At 66.4% G+C, this 21368-nt stretch carries 8 protein-coding genes; 5 read left to right on the forward strand and 3 right to left on the reverse strand.

Annotated elements, in window-relative coordinates:
- Window positions 1-127 precede the first annotated feature (127 nt).
- The 4 genes from Sspor_RS06820 to Sspor_RS06835 are packed head-to-tail and all read left to right on the forward strand — an operon-like array spanning window position 128 to window position 17518.
- Window positions 128-3184 (forward strand): SNF2-related protein, encoded by a 3057-nt coding sequence (locus Sspor_RS06820; RefSeq protein WP_308445526.1) that lies wholly within the window; start codon window positions 128-130, stop codon window positions 3182-3184.
- Window positions 3181-8478, forward strand: a complete 5298-nt coding sequence (locus Sspor_RS06825; protein WP_202198255.1) for a hypothetical protein — start codon at window positions 3181-3183, stop codon at window positions 8476-8478. Before Sspor_RS06820 ends, Sspor_RS06825 begins: the two co-directional genes overlap by 4 nt.
- The gene (locus Sspor_RS06830) at window positions 8475-15197 is read left to right on the forward strand and encodes a DEAD/DEAH box helicase family protein (protein WP_202198256.1); all 6723 of its coding nucleotides are present in this window, start codon (window positions 8475-8477) and stop codon (window positions 15195-15197) included. The genes Sspor_RS06825 and Sspor_RS06830 overlap by 4 nt, the downstream gene beginning before the upstream one ends.
- Window positions 15194-17518 (forward strand): UvrD-helicase domain-containing protein, encoded by a 2325-nt coding sequence (locus Sspor_RS06835; RefSeq protein ID WP_202198257.1) that lies wholly within the window; start codon window positions 15194-15196, stop codon window positions 17516-17518. The genes Sspor_RS06830 and Sspor_RS06835 overlap by 4 nt, the downstream gene beginning before the upstream one ends.
- A gap of 51 nt (window positions 17519-17569) precedes the next feature.
- Here the strand turns inward: Sspor_RS06835 and Sspor_RS06840 are convergent, their stop codons facing one another.
- The 3 genes from Sspor_RS06840 to Sspor_RS06850 all read right to left on the reverse strand — a co-directional run bounded on the left by Sspor_RS06840 (window position 17570) and on the right by Sspor_RS06850 (window position 20472).
- Complete coding sequence (locus Sspor_RS06840) at window positions 17570-18622, reverse strand: PDDEXK family nuclease (protein WP_202198258.1); 1053 nt, start codon at window positions 18620-18622, stop codon at window positions 17570-17572.
- Between the two features lie 157 nt (window positions 18623-18779).
- The gene (locus Sspor_RS06845; RefSeq protein ID WP_202198259.1) at window positions 18780-19484 is read right to left on the reverse strand and encodes a nucleotidyltransferase domain-containing protein; all 705 of its coding nucleotides are present in this window, start codon (window positions 19482-19484) and stop codon (window positions 18780-18782) included.
- A gap of 1 nt (window position 19485) precedes the next feature.
- A complete protein-coding gene (locus Sspor_RS06850) occupies window positions 19486-20472 on the reverse strand; it encodes a phosphotransferase (RefSeq protein ID WP_202198260.1) in 987 nt (328 codons plus the stop codon).
- A 355-nt stretch (window positions 20473-20827) separates the two neighbouring features.
- Here Sspor_RS06850 and Sspor_RS06855 point away from each other — a divergent pair, with 355 nt between their 5' ends.
- A complete protein-coding gene (locus Sspor_RS06855; RefSeq protein WP_202198261.1) occupies window positions 20828-21295 on the forward strand; it encodes an NUDIX hydrolase in 468 nt (155 codons plus the stop codon).
- Window positions 21296-21368: the final 73 nt, after the last annotated feature.

Raw genomic sequence — 21368 nt, forward strand, 5'->3', positions numbered from 1 at the left:
CTGCACTGACAGTGCCTGGTGAGAGTCTGTGTCGGAATGGGTGCGTACGGGCGTCGCGTGACGGCGTCCAAGAAGCCCGTGGGTGTGAGCGGCCGCCAAGGCCGCAGGTAGAGGATCGGAGCGGACGTTGAGCGTCGAGGCGGAAGCCGTGGGCGGCCAGGGCGATGCGGTGTGGGACGCCTGGAGGCCCGACGATGTTCCGGAGCGGCGTTCAGGTCCTGCCTCGTCCGGCTACGCGCCGGGGGCTCAGGTACTGATCCGGGATGAGCTATGGCTCGTCCGTAACTGCAAAGACACGAAGCTCGACGGGTGGATGGTCGAGGTCACCGGTATCTCGTCGTTCGTCCGCGGCACCGACGCCGTCTTCTACAGTCGGCTCGACGACATCCAGGAGCTGGACCCCCGGGAGACGCGACTCGTCGCGGACGACTCGCCGAACCACCGGCGCGGCCGACTGTTCCTCGAGTCCGTGATCCGCAAGACGTTCCTGCCGCAGACCGAGCACGGGCTGGCGCTGGCCGACGGATTCCTCATGGACCAGCAGGTGCACCAGCTGCGCCCTGCCGAGCTGGCGCTGTCGATGAAAAACCCGCAGCCGCGCATCCTGATCGCGGATGTGGTGGGCCTGGGCAAGACTCTGGAAATCGGGGTACTGCTGGCCGAGCTGATCCGGCGCGGCCGCGGTGAGCGGATTCTGGTGGTGACCCCGCAGCATGTGCTGGAGCAGTTCCAGCGCGAGCTGTGGACCCGCTTCGCCATTCCTCTGGTACGCCTGGACTCGACGGGCATCCAGCGCATCCAGCAGGACATCCCGGCCGGCCGCAACCCGTTCGCGTACTTCAAGCGGGCGATCATCTCCGTGGACACCCTCAAGAGCGATGTCTACGCGCACCACCTGGAGCACACCGACTGGGATGCCGTCGTCATCGACGAGTCCCACAACCTCGTCAACCGGGGAACGAAGAACAACGAGCTCGCTCGCCTCCTCGCCCGCAAGACCGACGCACTCGTGCTGGCCTCTGCCACACCACACAACGGCCGCACCCAATCCTTCGCCGAGCTGGTCATGATGCTCGACGAGGCGGCCATCACAGACCCCTCCGCGTACGCGGTGGAGGACCTCGGCCACCTCTACATCAGGCGCACCAAGACCTCGGCCGAGGTGCGCGACTCACTGAAGGGCTCCTGGGCGGACCGCGGCCCGTCGCAGCCCATTCATGTGCCGGCTGGTGAGAAGGAGCTGGCCGTCTTCCGAGAACTGGCCGCGCGCTGGATTCCGGGTGATCCGGCGCAGCCGTCGGTCAGCCGGCACCAGCTCGTGCCGTACCAGCTACTGAAGTCCTTCCTGTCTTCGCACCGGGCCCTTCTGGAGACGGTCAAGACGCGGCTGGCGACGCTGGACAAGCCGTCCACTGAGCAGTCGACGGACCGTGCCCAGAAGGCCACGCGGCCGGTCGACCCTGCGGTCCGGGAAGCGGCACGGCAGGCGGAGCGCGCCGCCCTCGTCGACTTGCGGGGCCTGGCTGAGCAGATCCAGGACGAGGACTCGGCAAAGCTGACGGCGCTACTGGACGAGCTGCGGAAGATGGGGGTCGGCCCTGGGTCGGCAACCCGCGTCGTGGTGTTCTCCGAGCGCATCCCCACCCTGAAGTGGCTGGCAGAGACTGTCCCGGCAGCGCTCGGTTTCACGCACGGAGCCAGCCCAGACGAGAAGAAGCCCTGGCTGGCGTTCGGCGGCGCAGTGCAGGTCATGCACGGCGAGGCCTCCAGCGACGAAGAGCAGCAGGCCATCGTCGAGAAGTTCGGGCTGCGCGACGACCCGGTACGCATCCTGCTCACCGGCGATGTCGCCTCCGAGGGCGTAAACCTGCACCAGCAGTGCCATCGCCTGATCCACTTCGACCTGCCGTGGTCTCTGATCCGGATCGAGCAGCGCAACGGCCGTATCGACCGCTACGGCCAGGAACACCAACCGCAGTTCCGGGCCTTGATCCTCACCAGCGACGCCCCCTGGCGTACGGACGAGACGACCGGCCAACCGCGCACTCTGGACGACCGGCTGGTGGGCGAGAAGCTCCTCAAACGCGAGGAGGAAGCCCACAAGATCGAAGGCTCTGCGGAGGCAGTCACTGGCCTGTACCGGGCCAAAGAGGAAGAGACCCGCCTCACCCAGGACCTCATCGCCGGCCGGACCGTCGAGGAGTCACTCAAGCAGTCCCAGCAGGGTGGCGCTGCATTCCTCGCCGGGCTCCTCGGGCAGGTCGGCGCCGTGCCCGAACACCCCGAGGTCCTCCGGGCCGACGTCCCCAGCCTCTTCGCTTCCACCGCCGACTACTTCGACGAGGCACTGCGCCAGGTCTGCCAGCCCAACCCCGAGGACCAGCTGTCCCTCCGCCGTGACGACGACGGCACGATCGCGTTCGAGCCCCCGCGCGACCTGCTGTACCGGCTGAAGGCCCTGCCCAAGTCGTACCTCGACGAGCAGCAGATCATGCCCCGTAAGAACGAGCCGGGCCGCATGCGCATCACGTTCTCCAAGGACCTCGCAGCCACCCGGCTGAAGGCAGCCCGGGAGTCCTCCAAATCCCAGTGGCCGAACGTCTCCTACGTCACCGACGTCCACCCGGTCCTGGACTGGCTGACCGACAAAGTGCTCGTGGAGATCGGCCGCCACCAAGCCCCGGTGCTCGCCGCCTCCGTGGACACCCCGACCTACCTGATTCAAGGCATCTACTCCAACGCGCTGGGCCGACCCACGATCGTGGAGTGGATGGCCGTTCACGGCCTACCCGGCACACTCGAAGCCACCACCCTGACCGCGGAGGTGCTGGAGGGATACGGCGTGGGCCCGACAATGCCCGGCCGGTCCACGCCGCTCGACATCGACGGCCTGACCGCGCAGGTGCCCGCTGCCATCAAGGAAGCGGAACGGCACCTCGTCAAGCTGAAGGACAGGTACCGCCAGCAGATCGAGGCGACCCTCGAGCCCTACCGCAAGCGGGTCGTGCACTGGCAGCAGGAAGCCATTTTCTCCGCCGACGGAACGGGCAAGCGCGGAGTCAACCTCAGCGCCAGTCGGCGGCTGAAGCTGATCAAGTCCCTGGAGACCACGGGCGAGCCGATGCTCCGCCTGCTCGCCGTCCTGGAACCGCTCAACGCCGCTGAAGGGGGCACCGACCGATGAGCACCGAATTCGACTCCTTCAGCAACCGAGGCGAGTACCTGTCGGCGCACTACTTCGCCGAACAGCTCGGAACCGACCTCAAGAAGGGCCTGTTCACCGCCTGGGCCCTACGCGAAGGCGATGAAAACGATCCCCGCCGCACACCGCGTGAGATGCTGCGCGGCCTACGCTCCGGATACCTTGCCGAAGACGTACGCGGCTACTTCGCCGAGGCCGCCGAGCGTGACGCCGGAGACGAAGCCCGGCTGAACACCCACAACAACCCAGAGTGGCGCAAGCGGCTCGCCGAGTGGCACCAGACGGTCTTGGGCGCCCTCGGCTTCGAGCCCACGCCGACCGAGGTCACGGTTCACCGCGCCGGACGGGACCACACCCTGACCGCGGCCTACCACGGCCACGGCATCGTCGCTCTGGACTGCGGCTGGGCCGCCGACAACGACGCCGCCCTCGACGCCGACGGCCCCGGCCGCCTGCTGTCGCCACTCCGTGTGAGCGCAAGCGAAGCGTACGAGACAGGCCCCGCACTGGCAGCCTGGCTCTTCCAGAGCGAACTCGGAGAGGCCAGCGGCCCCCACCCGCGCTTCGTACTGCTGCTGTGCGGCGGCGTACTCGTCCTAGCTGACCGCCAGTCTTTCAACGAGGGCCGTTACCTCGCCGTCAATCTCGACGCCGCGCTGGAACGCAACGACCGCGCGCAGCAAGGTGAACTCGCCACCATCGCAGCCCTGTTCAGCCTGGGCATGCTCCGGCCCGGCGAGAACGACCAGAGCCGTGCCATCGACGCACTGCTGAAGTCCTCCGGTGCCAATGCCGCAGGTGTTTCCGGCGAGCTACGCCACGGCCTGCAGCGCTCGGTCGAGATCATCGCCAACGAAGTCCTTCAGCGGATGGCCGACCCGAAGAACGATGTCGCGCCGGCCGACATCGCAAGCCGGAAGATCCCCTTCGCTCGGGAACTCACCCGCGAAAGCCTGCGCTACCTCTACCGGATCCTGTTCCTTCTCTACGCCGAGGCCCGCCCCGAGCTGGGCATCCTTCCGGCCGACGACGGCAGCTACGAGGCCGGCTACTCCATGGCCCGCTTGCGTGAACTCGTCGAACGCGACGAGGAACTGGTCGAGGAAGAGGCCCGTAATGGCTTCCACCTGTACGAGTCCCTGGACGTCCTCTTCAACAAGGTCAACTTCGGTCACCGCGCGTACGGCACCGAGGCCGATGACGACCAGCCTGGCGACGACGAAGAGACCCGCAAGGCCAAGACCGCCCGCCGCAGCGAGGACCGCGGTCTCCGCTTCGAGCCGCTGCGCAGCGAGCTCTTCGAGCCTACGGCTGTACGCCTCATCGGCAGGGGCGTCCTCGACCCCCGCAGCGATGAGGACAACGACCCGCGGTGGCTCGATCTGCGCCTGCGCAACTCGGCCCTCCACGAGGTATTGCGCCTGCTAACCATGAAGAAGGGCAAGCGTGGTGAGCGGGGAGGGTTCATCTCGTACCGCAACCTCGGCATCAACCAGCTCGGCGCCGTCTACGAGGGACTGATGTCATACACCGGCATCATCGCCGATGAGGAACTGTGCGAGGTCGCCAAGGGCGGTGACCCTGAGAAGGGCTCCTGGCTCATCCCCTCCCACAAGCAGGACCAGTACCCGGACAAAACCCTGGTCCACTACGACGAGGACGACGCCCGAAAGGGCATGCGCGGGGTCAAGAAGTACGAGAAGGGCTCCTTCGTCTACCGCCTCGCCGGACGCGACCGGGAGACCTCCGCCTCGTACTACACACCCGAATCGCTGACCCAAGTCACGGTCGAGCTCACTCTCAAACACCGGCTCGACCAGGAGCGCGACGCCGACGGCAACGTCATCAAGACCCGCGCGTCCGAGCTACTCAGGTACAAGATCTGCGAGCCGGCCCTCGGCTCGGGCGCTTTCCTCAACGAGGCAATCAACCAGGTAGCCGACGAGTACCTGCGCCGCCGCCAGGGCGAACTCGGCATCAGCATCCCGACAGCCGACGCCATCACCGAGAAGCAAAAAGTCAAGGCGTACATCGCCCTCCACAACGCCTACGGCGTCGACCTCAACGCCACAGGCGTCGAACTCGCCGAGGTCTCGCTGTGGCTTAACACCATGCACCCCGGTATGCGCGCCCCCTGGTTCGGTCTGCATCTGCGCCGTGGCAACTCCCTGATCGGCGCCCGTCGGGCGGTCTACGCAGCCGACCACGTCACCGACAAGGAGTGGCTCAAGGCCAAGGGCGCACTGGCACCGACCCCGCTACCCTTCCTCAAGGACGGCAAGCTGCAGCCGCTCCCCCAGGACGCTGTGCACCAATTTCTGCTGCCGAGCCCCGGGTGGGCAGCCGTCACGGGCTCGAAGGAAGCCAAGGAGCTCGCGAAGCACAACGTCGATCAACTCGCCGTCTGGAAGAAGGGCATCCTCCAGCGCCCCAAACGCAGCAAGGGCGGTAAGTCGAAGCAGGAGCCTGCATCGCAGTTCACCCGTCTGCGGGACGCCGCCCAGCGCTTGGAGTTCCTCTGGTCGCTCGTTGCCAAGCGCATGGATCTCTCGGAGAAGGAGATCGCCCGAAGGATCCACGTCTGGCAGGCCGACCCATCAGACCCGGAGTACGCCTTCCTCCAGCACCCCGAACAGGCTCTACCCAAGGAGAAGGTCCTCGAAGACCTCTTCAACGCCGCCGACACTCCGTACTGGCGACTCAAGAAGGTCATGGACGCCTGGTGTGCACTGTGGTTCTGGCCTGTCGACAAAGCTAGTCTCCTGGACGGCACAGCCAGCGAATACACGGCGCGGCCAGTTGTCACCGGTGCAGACGGCCTCAGCCAACTCCTTGGCGGCGTACCGCTCACCGGCGAGGAACCTGCTACACCGGTGAATCCCGAGCCGCGGGTGCTCCCGGCCGCCAAGCCAAAGCCGCGCTTTGTCGAGGCGACGGCACTGTTTGCATTGGGGTCGGAGCAGACTTCGTTCGCCGACTTGGAACTCACCGCGCACGACGAAGGGGTCGTTGAAACCAAGCGGATCGGATCGACGGCCAAGGGTGCCGCACCAAAGCCGAAGACCGAGTCACGTCGGCCAAAAATCCCGCTGAAGGAACTGGACGACTGGTTGGACTTCCTGGAAGCGATGCTTGGCACGGCCGACATCCCGGAAGGCACCCTAATCGACAGCTTCAAGAACCTGGAAGCCCTCAAGAACTTCGAAGAGACACTCCCCGGCTTCATGGGAATGGACTCGAGCAACCCCGAAGACCGTTTCCCATGGATGCGTGTCGTGAAAGACATCCAGGAAGAACATGGTTTTCTCCACTGGGAGCTGGAGTTCGCCCTCGTATTCACACGCAATGGAGGATTTGACCTCCAGGTAGGAAATCCCCCATGGGTTCGCCCAGTATGGAAGGAGAACTCCGTTCTTGCGGAGCATGAGCCCTGGTTCATGCTTATGGAGAAGCCCACAACTACCGACAGAAACAACCGGCGATCCTCCGAATACGCAAAAGAGGAGGTGCGCGACTACGTTCTGGGCGAGTTGACTAACACGGTCACCATGGCCGACTACTTGACCGCCACGCAGGTCTATCCACTCCTGGCAGGCACGCAAGCAAATCTATACCGGTCCTTCATGTGTCAGGTCTGGCAACATCTCGGCAGTCATGGAGTGGCCGGATTGCTCCACCCAGACACGCATCTGGAGGGCGTAAAAGAGGGCAAGCTGCGCGCCACCTCTTATCGCCATCTGCGACTGCACGCCAGTTTCGTGAACTCGGCCAACTGGGCTTTCGATGACGTTGATCGGACCGTCTCCTTCGGCATGCATATCTACGGCAGGAAGCGGGAGCAGATCGACTTTCTGAATCTCAGCCAGCTGCGCGCAGCCCATACCCTCCCAGATTCCCTCACCCATGACGGAGAGGGCGAAATCCCAGCCCAGAAGCACGCTGGTTCGTGGGACGTGCGCCCCCACCGCGCACGCATCATTCACGTAACCAACGAACTCCTCTCCGAATGGCGCAAGCTGGGCGGAGAAGTGAATGCTGCCACAGAAGAAACCCAACTACTTTACCCGGTCACCACGATCGAGCAAGCAGCAATTGCAAGCATGGGTGACTACAGCAGAAGAATCGGGCATCACAATCCACTCATCAGCTCCGGCTACCACGAGGCGACCGGAAAGACGGACGGGATCATCCGCCATGAGGTAAACGCCCCGGACAGTTGGGACGAGACAATCCTCCAAGGATCCCACATCGGCGTGGGTTCGCTCTTCGGCAAGCAACCGAACCTGCCAATGCGCAATGTGAAAGATTGGTCCCCTTGGGATATCACATCGGTGCTCGGTGATTCCATCCCGCGCACCACCTACATGCGCGCCTGCAGCCGACAGGAGTACCTGGCACGACAGGACCAGTGGACGGGCAAGCCGTACTCCGCTTACTTCCGCCTGGCATGGCGAGCCATGATCGATTCCAAGAATACCGAGCGCAGTCTATTCTCCGCCATCATCCCACCTGGCCCCACCCACGTTCACGCTGTGCACTCCCTTGCGCTGGAAAGCAACCTCGCAACGACGCTAAACGCGGGATTTTGGGCATCACTGCCCCTGGATTACCTCCTCCGCGTTACGGGTCGATCTCACCTACAGTTCGCTGAGGTACAGAAGATGCCGGCGGCATTTGCTGCACACCCCCTCGCCGAGCCGCTTCTACTTCGGACACTCCGCCTGAGTTGCATCACAGCTGAATTCGCCGTCTTGTGGAAAGACCTTTTTCGGAGCGAATGGGCCGGGAAGGAGAACTGGGCCGCTACCTGGCCGCTGCTCGAAAGAGCACTCAGCTCCGGGATCTCCGAAGAGTGGACCTTGAGAACACCTTTGCGCACCGAGCATGAGCGTCGATCCGCCCTTGTTGAACTGGATGCCCTCGTCGCCGTTTGGCTGGGCATCACAGCCGATCAGCTGACCGCGATCTACCGATCCCGCTACTCGATTCTTGCCGATCGAGAAGGGGAAATGTGGTTCGATGCGAACGGTCGACGTCTCGCAATGGACCCGTATGCATTCGGATACGGGCAGGCGAAGGAAGACTACGGCCAGCTCCAGTCCCATCTCGCCGATCCAAACATGGCGCCAATTCCCGATGGATACGCTGCTCCCTTCTACAAAGCGGACCGCGAGAGGGAGATGCGGGCGGCGCACGCCGTGTTCCAGAAACGGCTCGATGAGGCCGTTGCCCGTGGCGAGTGGGACGCGGCCAAGCAGGAGGTGTCGAATTCATGAGGCCGACCCTTCAGGCGCGGGGGCTCAAGGAGAGCCTGCTGCAGTACCTGTCGACGACCTACGCGCTCACCGACGAGGGTGCGCGCGAGGCGCTACATCGGTTCCTTGGGGATGAGACGTCGGGGATGTTCCGTGGGCCGTATCTGCGGATCCGGACGCCGTTCACCGTGGCTGGTGAGGGGTGGCGGAAGCACCTGGAGTGGCAGCGGGAGGGGTTCAAGCCGTACGCGCATCAGGCGGTCGCCTTCGCACGGCTGACCTCCGCCCACGGGCACACTCCGCAACCGACCCTGGTCACCACCGGCACGGGCTCAGGTAAGACGGAGTCGTTCCTGTACCCGGTGCTCGATCACTGCCGGCGGGAGCGGGACGCGGGAAAGACTGGCGTCAAGGCGGTCTTCCTGTACCCGATGAACGCCCTCGCCACCGATCAGGCGCAGCGCATCAACGAACTGCTCACTCAAAACGCCGAACTCGGGAAGCTGTCCGCTGGCCTCTACATCGGTGAACGGGCTGCGACCCAGTACGAGAAGGTGCGTACCCGGCGTTCGGACATGCAGATGTCACCGCCGGACATCCTGATCACCAACTACAAGATGCTGGACCTCCTGCTCCAGCGTTCCGATGACGCGCCGCTATGGCGGGAGTCGGACATTCGCTACATCGTCGTGGACGAGTTCCACACCTACGACGGCGCGCAGGGTACGGACGTCGGGATGCTGCTGCGGCGGCTCGCTGCTGCGGTCGGCGCCTCCGAGGACGGCCAGCCGCTGGGGAAGATCTGTCCGGTAGCGACGTCGGCGACGCTGGCCTCCGGTACGGACGAGGATGGCGTGGCGCGACTGCTCGAGGTGGCAACGCAGGTCTTCGGTACGGAGTTCACGGCGGACTCGATCGTCGGGGAGAACCGGCTGTCCGTCGAGGAGTTCGTCCCGCTCGGCGACGTGACCATGCAGCCGATGCCAACGCCCGACGAGCTCCTGGCGCTGCCTGATCCGACGACCGGCGACGAGGCACTGCTGGACCTGATCGAAAAGGTGACGGATGTCCGTAACCTCGATCCCTTCGTGCTCGGTGGGAACCTCAAGCGGCACCTCTTCACCCGCGCCGTGATGCAGGCCCTGAGCGGCGAGGTGAAGACCAGCCCCGAGGTGCTGGATGTGATGTGGCGCGCCGGTGCGGCCGGCTGGTCGCAGGCAGTGGCCCGGCAGCCGGAGAAGGCCGCTGAGGCACTGGCACGGTTCGTCGCGCTGCTGTCGCACGCCCGGGATCCGGAGTCCTCGCCCGCCGAGCCACGACCCTTTGTACACGTGGAGGTGCACCAGTGGGCGCGTTCGGTGTCCCGTCTGCTGCGGGGTGTACTGCCATGGCCGAAGGCGGAGTTCCGCTGGGATGCCGCGGGCATGGCAGATGCGAGCGCGGCTGACGGCGGGCGTACGGCACCGGTGACGACGGCCACCTCGGGCCAGAGCGCGAACCTGTTCCTGCCGGCGATCTACTGCCGTGACTGCGGTCGCTCCGGCTGGGCCGTCTTCTCCCCCGAGAGCGACGACCACGACGTCCAGTTCGACACGTACAAGATCCGCCGGGCCTCCCTCGGCCAGGACAAGGCACGGGTGCGGAACCTCATCACCGCGACGGAACAGCAGGCCCGCGAGGGTTCCGGCGCGGCGCTGATGACCGCGACCAGCGGCAAGGCCGGCTCGGCCGCGTCGCAGGGTGCCGGCGGCGTGCTGATGGTGCTGGACGGCACCCGCAAGCGGCTGCGGCTTCCCGATCCCCTCAACGACTACGACCGGGAAACGAAGGAACCCCGGCTGACAGCCCGCGATTCGGCCTTCGTACTGGTGAACTTCGGGGAGACCGCGAATACGGCTGCCAAGGAAGACTGGTGCCCGGCCTGCGGCGAGCGCAACGCGATCCGCTACCTCGGTACCGGCGCGGCCGCGATGGCAGCTGCGTCGATCACCCAGCTGTTCACCGGCGGGGAGCTAGACAAGGAGCTCCGCGAGGACAAAACGCTGATGTTCAACGACTCGGTGCAGGATGCCGCGCACCGGGCCGGATTCGTCGCCAACCGCTCGTTCACCTTCTCCCTGCGCGCGCTGCTGGCCGGCCATCTTCGCCACGACAAGCCGACCGCGCTCAACGATTTGATCGCGGACGTGGTCGAGGCGACGACTGACAAGGACACCCTGTCCGCGGTGGTGCCGCCGGACCTGCACGGTTTCAAGGGCGTTGACCGGCTTCTGTCGGGGCAGGGCCGCGGTGGGGACCTGAAGACGTGGCGGCTGATCGGCCAGCGACTGGCGTTCGAGACGTTGATGGAGTTCGGTTTCCGATCGCGCAACGGCCGTACCCTGGAGCTGACTCGGACCGCCGCCGCCCAGGTCCACATCGACGACCCGGCGGCGGTGGTCGCGTTGGTCAGGCAGCTGCACGAGGAGTGCGTCCGCGACGGCCTGCCACTGGTGCCACAGGACGACGCGCGGTACCTGGCGTTCGTCCGCATCTTCTTGGAGCGGCTGCGCACCCGTGGCGCGGTCGCCCACCATTGGCTCGACAAGTACATCGACGAAGCGGGTACCAGCCGGTACTACATCTGGGGCAAGCGGACTCCTGGCATGCGGGCCTTCCCGAAGGGGATCGCGGCCCCGGTGTTCTTGCTCGGCCAGACCAAGAACGGCAGCGAGTTCGACTTCGCCACCGGTAGGTTGTCCTGGTACGAGCGGTGGGCCGGACGATGCCTCGAGCTGCCGCGTGAGCTGGCGCCCGAGCTGTGGAGTCGCCTGCTGCCCGAGCTGGCCTCGATGGGTCTGTTGTCGGTCCGTACCCCGAACGACACGTCAGTTCGGGTGTACGGGCTCAAGCCCGGCAGCATCGTGGCCCAGCTTCTGGACGACGAGCACGTGCGTTCCTCGTACGTGCGCTGCCCCGTGTGCTTCTGGGAGCAGACAGTCCATCCCTCCCTGCTGGACCAGTGGCACGATCAGCCCTGCCCCTCATACCGGTGTGGCAAGGGCCGACTGGTGGCTGGCGACCGGCCGGAGGGCCTGGGTATTCACCACCGCGATCGCGACTACACGCACGACTACTACCGGCGCCTCTACCGCGGTGCGGGAACGTATCAGGTGGTCACGGCCGAGCACACCGGAATGCTGGGGCGCCCGCAGCGCGAGAAGGTCGAGGAAGCGTTCAAGCGCGGCGGCGGCTTCAAGGACCCCAACGTGCTGTCCTGCACTCCGACGCTGGAGATGGGTATCGACATCGGCGACCTGTCCGCCGTCGTCCTGGCCGCGCTGCCGCGCCGTCCCGCCTCGTATGCGCAGCAGGTCGGCCGAGCCGGACGCCGCACCGGCAACGCCTTCCTGCTGACCATCCCGGACCGGCGCCGACGCGACCTGTACTTCCTGGAGCGCCCGAAGGACCTGATCGCGGGCACCATCGTGCCGCCCGGCTGCCACCTGTCGGCCATCGAGATCCTGCGCCGCCAGTACCTGGCGCACCTGCTGGACTTGGCCGCCGCCGGCCGCCTCGTCCGCGCGGACGGAATCGTGCTGAGGGCGCTGCCACACAAGGCTCCCCGCCTGTTCGGGCCGTCCGGGTACCTCACCGATCTGGTGGAACTGGCGATCGACCAGGGCGAAGAGCTGGTCAAGGGCTTCCTGAAGCTGTTTCCCACTGGCGTCAACGACCAAGCCAAGGCCGAGCTGGAGAAGTACGCAACGCACGATCTGCGCGGCAAGGTGGAGCAGGCGGAGCGGGAGTGGAGGCAGGGCGAAGACGCCTTGCGGGCGCGGTTGCGCGAGATCGACGAGGCGCACGGCGAACTCCACGAGAGCGACCCCGACCAGGCCCGTCAGAAGGCCGAACTGGACGCCGAACGGCGCGGTGTGGGCAAGCGGCTGCTCCACCTGGGCGACACGACGGCCCAGAGTGCGCTGTGCGACCTCGGGCTGCTGCCGAACTACGCACTGATCGACTCGACGACGACGCTGTCGGCGACCCTGTACGGGGAAGACGGCATCGACCCGAAGACGGGGAAGGTGGTGTACACCTCCGACACGCTCTCCTATGAACGGCCCCGCCGCTACGCCCTCCAGGAGCTGGCGCCGGGCAACACGTTCTACGTCAACGGCTACCGGCACGAGGTCACCGGTCTGGAGCTGTCCACAGGAGGGCGCCAGGAGTGGCGCACCTGGCGAGTGTGCCCAGGCTGCGGCTACGTCCGTACCGAGCACGCCGCAACCGACCGCTCTGCGTGCCCGAGGTGCAAGACCAGCCAGATCGCCGATGACGGCTCCTGCCTCTTCCAGATCGTCGAGCCGGCCACCGTAACCTCGCGGGACAAGCGCGAGGACGCCCGGATCCGCGATGACAAGGACGACCGCGACCGCCGTTCGTACACGGTCGTGGACGCGGTCGACATTCCGGTGGAGGCCATCGAGCCCGGCTCCTGGCGGCATGCCCGCGAGACCTTCGGCGTTGACTACTGCCGCAGCGCCATGATCCGCCGGATCAATGTGGGGCCGGTCCGCTACGACTCCCCCGCCCGCGATGACTTCGCCGGCCACCTGGTGCGACTGAACCCGTTCCATGTGTGCACCTCGTGCGGGGCCGCCACCGCGGACGGCCGGCCTGTCTTCGACCACGACACGGATGCCCTCGACTCGGCGGCAGCCCGGTCCCCGCAGCTCAAGCACCACCGCCCGTGGTGTCCGCTGCGACGTGGCAAGAAGGACGGCACCACGCAGGAGCCGGTACTGCTCGCCCACCAGCTGCAGACCGAGGCACTGCGGGTCCTCATCCCGGCTGCGACCGCGGATGTGGACGCCAAGGTGCACTCCTTCCGTGCCGCCCTGCGGCTCGGCGTGGACCTGCATTTCGGCGGTGACCCGCAGCACCTGGACACCACGGTCGCGTCCATGCCGGACAACGACAGCGGAGAGCGCCGCTGGTTCCTGGTGCTCTTCGACTCCCTGCCCGGAGGCACCGGTTACCTGGACCGGCTCACCAACCCGGCCGCCTTCCGGGACACGCTCGCCCGGGCGTACGAGCAGCTCAAGGCGTGCCCGTGCGCGGAGGAGCAGCGCCGGGCCTGCCACCGCTGCCTGCATCGCTACACCCCCGAGCAGTTCCAGGACGTGGTCTCCCGCCAGGCAGCGCTGACCATGCTGGAATCACTGCTGTTCAAGGGTGAAGGCGAGGACGGCTGGGAGACCACCGAGGTGGAGCACACCGGGCTGGTCGGGCTGGATGCCCAGGTCGAATCCGACCTGGAGGCTCGCTTCCTGACCGCCCTGCGGGACTGGGTGAAGGTCACCGACGACGCCGCCCTGGACGAGGACGGCCACGCCAGCGGGCACCTGCGGTTCACCGACGGCTCGGAGGTCATGCACTGGCGGCTCACCGCCCAGCGGCACCTCGAAGGCACCCGAACCGACTTCACCTTCACCCGGGTCGGCGGCCCTCAGCAGAGCGTGGACGTCTACCTCGAGGGCTTCCGGTTCCACGCAAGCCGGGAACACAACCGCATTGCCGAGGACTCCGCCCGGCGCACCGTGCTGCGTGCCGATGGAAGGGTCGTCTTCCAGATCACCTGGGCGGACATCGACCTCTTCGAGCACCGCCCGGGGCGCACCCGTCCGGTCTGGCCGCCGTACCGGGGCACCGCCCAGGAGCAGGCCAAGGCGGCGTACGAGCAGTACGGCGGCAACCGTGCCCACTTCGGTGAGGCCGTCTTCGCCAACCCGGTCGACTCGCTGATCGCCTATCTGCGTGACCCCGACGCCACTCGCTGGGCGCGTCGGGCACGCGCCCTGGTCACCGGTCTCACGGGCGTCCCCGCAACAGCCGCCGTCGCCGCGACGGGCAAGCGCAGCGAGCTCGTCACCGTGCTGCGCGACCAGCTCGCTACCCTCGGGGCTCGAGAGCGGGCCGACAGGCCGGTCGTCCCCGACACGGCCGGTATCGGACCCGTCCACGTCTTTCGCAGCCAGGACGAGCACGGTCTGCCGATCCTGTTCGCCCTGGATGCCGCAGCTCCCGAGGACCTGCGCTGGACCGCACTGGCCGTACTCGATGACAGCGACGCCGTCCTCGACACGGACGAGCACAAGCTGCGGTGGCGGTCCTGGCTGTACTGGACCAACATCACCCAGTTCCTGTCCTTCGCCGGGGGTGACGGCGTCCAACTCGCCGCCAGCCGGGCTGCGGACTTCGAGGTCGAGGTTCTCGCCGTGTGCGGTGGGCTGGGCGAGCTCGACTCCATCACCGCTGCTCTTTCTCCAGTAGCCGAGCCGGCGGTCAAGCCTGCCGTCCCCGAGCACACCGAGGACTCGGCAGCCGAGGCAGCGCTGCGCCGGGCCATCCGGGACGCCGCTTGGGACGAGGACATCCTGGAGATCTTGCGCGAGGACGCCGAGGAGGCACCCGACCTGCTCCGCCTTGCCGAAGCCCTCGCCGACCGCGGCAAGCGGGCACCCGTCTTCGGCTTCGAACTGGGGGCGAGTCGCTGGCAGGCCGACTTCGCCTGGCAGACCCCCGGCTTCAAGATCGCCGTGGTCACCGCCCACAGCGGGGCCGACGACCCTGAGGCCCAGCGCCGGGACGCCGCGTACGCCGAGGACGGCTGGACCGTACGCACCGCCGCTGACTGGCTCAACCACCTCGACACCCTGCTCGAACAGCTCCCCGACACGGAAGGCACCACCCGATGACCGCCCGGCTCAGCCTGTACCGCAAAGCCGAACAGGAGCTGTACAAGCTCGACCGCTCGGTCAAGGCCCAGTTCTACGACTTCTGCCACGACTTCCGGAAGAACCCCAGCCTTCCCGGGTTCCAGCTGAAGAAGCTCAAGGGCGACTCCCGGATCTGGTCCGCCCGTGTCAACCAGTCCTATCGGGCCCTTCTCGCTCCCACCGGTGTGGATGCGGACGGCACCGAGAGCTGGCTGGTCATCGCCGTCCGCCATCGCAAGGACGTCTACGAGGAACTACAGGTCGCGGTCAACCGGGTCACCGGCGAGATCGAATTCGTCGACCTCGCCGTAGTCGGCGACAGCGCCCTACGTCGCGCAGGCATCACGCTCACCCCCGCCGAGCCGGACGCCACAGAACCTCCAGCCGAGCCCGCGCCCTCCCCCGCCGCTGAACCGGAAGAGCCTCAGGCTGCACCGGCACTACTCGCTGCGTACACCGCCGACCAGCTGCGCGAGCTCGGCGTCGCCGAACAGCTCATCGAGCTGGCCCTCACGGTCACCGACAGCCCCGAGCTGGACCAGCTCGTCGAGGGCGCCCCCCTGCTGTCGAAGGACATCCTGTACGGCCTCGCCGCCGGCATGGACATCGACGAGGTCCGCAAGGAGATCACCCAGCCCGTCGAGCTCGGCCACGAGCCCGACCTCGGCGACTTCGCCGCGGCCCTGACCCGGACCAAGGTCACTGCCGTGGACGACGCCGTCCAGGCCGCCATCGACGAAGGCGACTTCCGCGCCTGGAAGGTGTTCCTGCACCCCACCCAGGAACGCATCGTCCGCCGCCACTACAACGGGCCCGCCCGTGTCTCGGGCGGCCCCGGTACGGGCAAGACCATCGTCGCCCTCCACCGGGTCAAGCACCTGGTCGAGCAGATGCCGCCCGGCCACGGCAAGCCGATTCTTCTGACCACCTTCACCAAGAACCTCACCACCGATCTGCGGCTGCGTCTGGCCTCGCTCATCGAGCCCGAACTCCTCGCCCGCATCGAGATCGCCCACATCGACCAGCTCGCCGCACGCGTCCTGGGCGAGAACACCGCGCCCGGCCGCGGCAGGCAGCGCGTCTACGACAACGTGGCGCTGAACGAGATGCGACAGCTCCTCGCCGAACTCGACGACCGCCGCTGGGAGCCGGAGTTCCTGCTCGAGGAGTGGGAGCAGGTCATCCTCGGCCAGTCCGTGCCCACCCGTTCCGCCTACTTCCAGGCCCGCCGCGCCGGCCGAGGTCGCTCCCTGACCCGCCCGGAGCGCAACCACATCTGGAAGTTGATCGAGCAGTTCACCGCCCGGCTCGACAAACTCGGCGTGGAAACCTGGGGCCAGGCTTCCGAGCGCGCCGCCCGGTTCGAGATCGAACGCGCCGCGAAGATCCGGGCCCGCCGCGAATACAAGGAAGAGGTCGGCGGCAAGGACCTCATCCACCGCGACAACAGCTCCGGCATGCGTTACCTCGGTTACCGCTACCGGCACATCGTCGTCGACGAGGCCCAGGACCTCAGCCCCGCCCACTGGAAGATGCTCCGGGCCATGGCCGACCCGGACCTGCCCAACGACATGTTCATCGCCGGCGACACCCACCAGCGGATCTACGACCACCAGGTCGCCCTCGGCGCCCTCGGCATCAACATCCGCGGCCGCTCCTCCCGGCTGACCCTGAGCTACCGCACCACCAGGGAGATCCTCGCCGACGCCCTGCGTGTCGTCGAACCGCGGAACTCCGGTCAGAAGGTCGGCTACGACGACCTCGACGACGGAACCGACAACCTCGCCGGCTACCGGTCCGTCCTACACGGCCCCGCCCCCAGCTTCACCCCGTACGAGACCTGGGACGCCGAACTCGCGGGTCTCGCCACCACCCTCACCACCTGGCGCGACGATCTCTCAACCGACGAGAACGGTTCCCCACGCGACCCCAGCGGCCACATCGCCGTCTGCGTCGCCGACCGAGACATGGTCAGCCAGACCATGTACTACCTGATCACCAAGGCCGGCATCACCTGCGCCGAACTGACCAAGGACGGTCCCAAGGGCGACGGCGAAGTCCACGTCGGCACCATGCACCGCTTCAAGGGCCTGGAGTACCAGCGCCTGGCGATCGTCGGTGCCAGCGACGGCATCATCCCTCGTACCCACGTGATCGACCGCTACCGCACCGAGGACCCGCCCCGCTACGAGCGCGAACAGCGCAAGGCACGCTCCCTGCTGTTCGTAGCCACCACTCGAGCCCGCGACGCCCTCAACATCAGCTGGCACGACAGGCCCAGCCCTTACCTGCCGATCTGACCAACTGCCGGCCTCCCCACACCCGCGGGGAGGCCGGAGTCTCGGCTGTCCTCAGGCACGCGACAAGGAACTCGCCTCATAGCGCAGCTGATAGGCGCGCACCCCACCGCCGCTCATCCGATAGATCGTTATCGCCGACAGGAACTGCTCCTTCACCTCCAGCGTGCGACCCCGCTCCTTCTCGGCGATGTCGCTGATCCAGTCCTCCACATGTTCCGGCAGCTTGAACGCCAGCTCGTACGCGTTCTGCGCACTCAACGGTGACAGCGTCCACTCCGCCGAGCCGCCGCTACCCCGCCGCCGGATCCGCACCGCGTGGTCGGGCTGGGCATCCGCGTATGCCACGAACGCATGGTGATCGTCAGCGGCCAACGGCAGGATGAACGGGGCTGCCGGAAACCCGAGCAACAGCTCAGCATCGCTGCGTTGCTGCAGAGCCGCAACGAAGCTCGCAATGGCTGCGGTGGCCTCCTGTTTGAACTTCCCCTCGGCGATCGACACTGCGGGCAGCAGATGGGCCGGTGCGGTACCCAGCGCCTTCCGCACCTCGGTGCGGAGCCACGTCATGGGAAAGGGATCGGACGGCCCCAGGTGCTTCTGAGCCTTGTCCAACGTCCACACCGTCGTACCGATGGTCCCCAGCAGCCACGCGAACGACGCACCAGAAAGATCCACCAACGAGAGTTGATGGGCGAGCGCATACTTCTGCGCATCCGGGGTGAAACCGTTCGCCGAGAACAAGGCATACGAATACTGGTAGCGCTGCCGGGGTCGCCTGCCGGCATGCGTCATGAAGTTCTCGTTCACGTCGTGCACGACGCCGTGCGCATTCCGCACAATCTCCAGCCCGACCCGGTCCCTGTAGAACTTCGCCTCAAGAAAGAGCCGCACGGGCATCGAGAACGCCGGCGTGAACGCGAACTCGCCCAACGCATCCACCTGATGCAGTGCACCCCGCCCCTTGACCCGGAGCGTGTCACCCTGGCTCACCAGCTCCACGGGATCCTGGTCCTCGTGTACCAGGAGCCGGTAGCCGGAGAACCGCAACAGCCAGGCCAGCGACTCCTCCAGTAGATAGCCCCGCAACGCCGAAACCCTGACCACGCGATCCCCCTCCGCAACACCATCACGCTGTACGCATCAGTGATGATGTCACCGCTGGCGAACCTGAGTCATACGTAGGGAGCGTCGCCAGTCCTCCCAGCCGAAGAGGCCCAAGGCGACGACGCATCGGCCTTTCGACCCGTCTGCTCGAGATCATTCACGGTGTGCCACCTCGTCGGTATCCGGCCCACAGCCGCCCGCCGACCTGTGCCAACACCTCGTCCGTCACCCCAACAAGAGGCTCGATTCTTCCGCCCAGTGCCTCACGGACGGCGTAGTGCAAGCTGGCGGTAAGTCCTGGGGCAGCGACATCCAGGCGACGTGCCAGCCATTTCCCGCCGCCGCCCCATGATCCACCCACATTCAGTGCCAGTTCGCCGACTCTCCTGGCGAGTTCCGTCGCGATGAACAGCGTCTCCGCCTGATCGGTGCTCCCAGCTAGATCGTCCAGGAGGTCCGTGATCGCATAGCGCCAGTCCTCAAGCTCCTCGGCTGTAATAGCGGGCGGACCCGCGACGGCTAGCTTCCGGGCTTCAGCGTCGAGACGCGCACCGAGCCCATCGGCATCGAAGAGCAACAGGCCGTCTGCACACATCCACAGCAGCGGGCTCCGCCGCCGCCGTATCTCACGCTCTACGAAGGCATGCCAGGTGTCCTCCGTGTGGACGAACATCTCCACGGGCCAGTCGCGAAACCGGAAGCTCTCACGGTACGGGGCCGGGGTTCCGTGTAGAAGCACGACGATGTCGAGGTCGGACAAGGCCGTGCGTCGTTCCGACAGGATGCTGCCACCCAGAAAGGCCGCCCGAGCGGCGGGATGACGTTCCTCTACAACGGCACGCGCTGCTGCAATTGGATCCATGTCAAATCGCCCATTTCTTTCGCTCGGCAAGCCACCGCAGGACGACCTCGCCGCTCCAGGTTTGGTGCTGTCGGAGGAACGGCGATCCGAACACATGAGGTGGCTGGGCTCCGGAAACGAGGAAGAAGCCGGAGAGGGCGGCCAAGGCGGCATCCAGTTGCTCTCCTTCAACGTCCTGGGCCGTGGGATGGCGGGCGAAGAGCGCCGATGCGTCGTACCCATCAGCGAATGCTGTGGCCAGAAGCAGCACAAGGTCGAACCAACTTGCACCCAGACAAGGCCAGTTCCAGTCGCAGATCCAGGCTGCTCCATTGGTGTCGAGCAGGACGTTGTCCTGCCGGAGGTCATGGTGCAGAACCGCGGTGCCGACGGTGGCCTCGCGACATCCAGCCTCCAGGTCAGCAAGTTGATCCAAGAGATGGAATGGCGTCCAGGTCGGCAGCAGACGGTGCTCAGTCGCGCCTCCGGCGAGTGCGCGCCAATCGTCGAAGTCTCCTTCACCGCCCACTGGTTTAAGTCCGGTTTGTAGAAGCTGGGCAGACGGATGAGCGAGCGCCTCTGCTGCCGTGGCCCATGCATCCAACGCGGCCGACAGCTCCTCGGGCTTCCAGGGCTCACTGGGCATACGTCCTCCGACGACGGCGTCGAAACCCAGGACAACCCACCCATCCTGCTCCTCATGCCATCGCAGACGGGGAGCCGGCACATCGTGGGGTAGCGCCGTATTGATCAGCGCTTCGCGCCGGTAGCAATCCGCGATGTGCATGGAGTCGCCACTGTTGACGGCCTTCACGAACTGCGCATCGCCAACTGAGCAGATCACGGCGGCAAAGCCGCGGGTGAACCCGCTACCAGAGCTCGGTCCAGGCGATACTGGGCCGACGAACCGCCGACTGATCAGAAGGCGGACATGCTCGGGAAGGTCCAGCCATCCGGGGCGAACGGCGGTGGAACTGTAGTGCGGGCGTGGGGTCATTGTGGCCAGCATCTCCTCAGAGTGCAGCAATCTCGTGGCGCTCCGCCAACGAAATTGAGGAGGAGCGGCAGGCGCATCCCACGCCGTGTGACGCCTCGACCGCGAGGAGGCCTTCCTCACAGCGATGCCTCGAGCCGACACTTCATCGCCTACTGGGTCGCGATCATGTAGACGCTCGCCCACGGTCGCTTCGGGCTGGCCATCTGAGGGTCGAAGCCCCAGGGATCGACGGTGGCGAAGCCGGCCACCCCTTCTGCACCTCAAGGGGGATGACGGCACAGGATGGTTCGAGAACTACGCTCAAAGTTTGGAAACGTCTGGGCCGCCGCACGGCCATGGACTCCCGACCAGGAGGGGACCGCCGCACATGGGCAGGACTGAGTACTACAACGACCCCACCGCACCGAAGGCGAACACCCTCATCCCCGCCAGCAACCTGCTCGTCGTCGACGACAACGGTGCCATCCTCTTCCAGCGTCGCCGCGACACCGGCCAGTGGGCCCTGCCCGGCGGAGCCCAGGACATCGGCGAGACGGCCGCCCAATGCGCGGTACGCGAGTGCCTGGAGGAGACCGGCGTCGTCGCCGAGATCACCGGCTTCCTCGGCGTCTATACCAACCCGAAACACATCGTCGCCTACACCGACGGCGAGATCCGGCAGCAGTACGAGAACACCTACATCGGCCGCCCCATCGGCGGTACGCCCACGATCAACGACGAGGCTGATGGCGTCCGCTTCCTCCAGACCGCAGACCTCGACCAGTACGACATCCACCCCAGCATGCGCCAGCAGGTCGGCGACTACCTCGCCGGCACGTACCCCTACCTCGGATAGCGCGGAAGCGCCGCCTTCACGTGCTCCACAGCGACAAAAGTCTTCGGCGACGCCCGACGGATGAACCGACCCA

The sequence above is a fragment of the Streptomyces spororaveus genome (assembly GCF_016755875.1).
Classification (GTDB): Bacteria; Actinomycetota; Actinomycetes; order Streptomycetales; family Streptomycetaceae; genus Streptomyces; species Streptomyces spororaveus.

Bases quoted from the DNA above. Each gene is read 5' to 3' on its own strand.
- Sspor_RS06825 (WP_202198255.1), top strand. From the start codon at position 3,181: ATGAGCACCGAATTCGACTCCTTCAGCAACCGAGGCGAGTACCTGTCG.
- Sspor_RS06835 (WP_202198257.1), top strand. From the start codon at position 15,194: ATGACCGCCCGGCTCAGCCTGTACCGCAAAGCCGAACAGGAGCTGTAC.
- Sspor_RS06855 (WP_202198261.1), top strand. From the start codon at position 20,828: ATGGGCAGGACTGAGTACTACAACGACCCCACCGCACCGAAGGCGAAC.
- Sspor_RS06845 (WP_202198259.1), bottom strand. From the start codon at position 19,484: ATGGATCCAATTGCAGCAGCGCGTGCCGTTGTAGAGGAACGTCATCCC.
- Sspor_RS06850 (WP_202198260.1), bottom strand. From the start codon at position 20,472: ATGCTGGCCACAATGACCCCACGCCCGCACTACAGTTCCACCGCCGTT.
- Sspor_RS06830 (WP_202198256.1), top strand. From the start codon at position 8,475: ATGAGGCCGACCCTTCAGGCGCGGGGGCTCAAGGAGAGCCTGCTGCAG.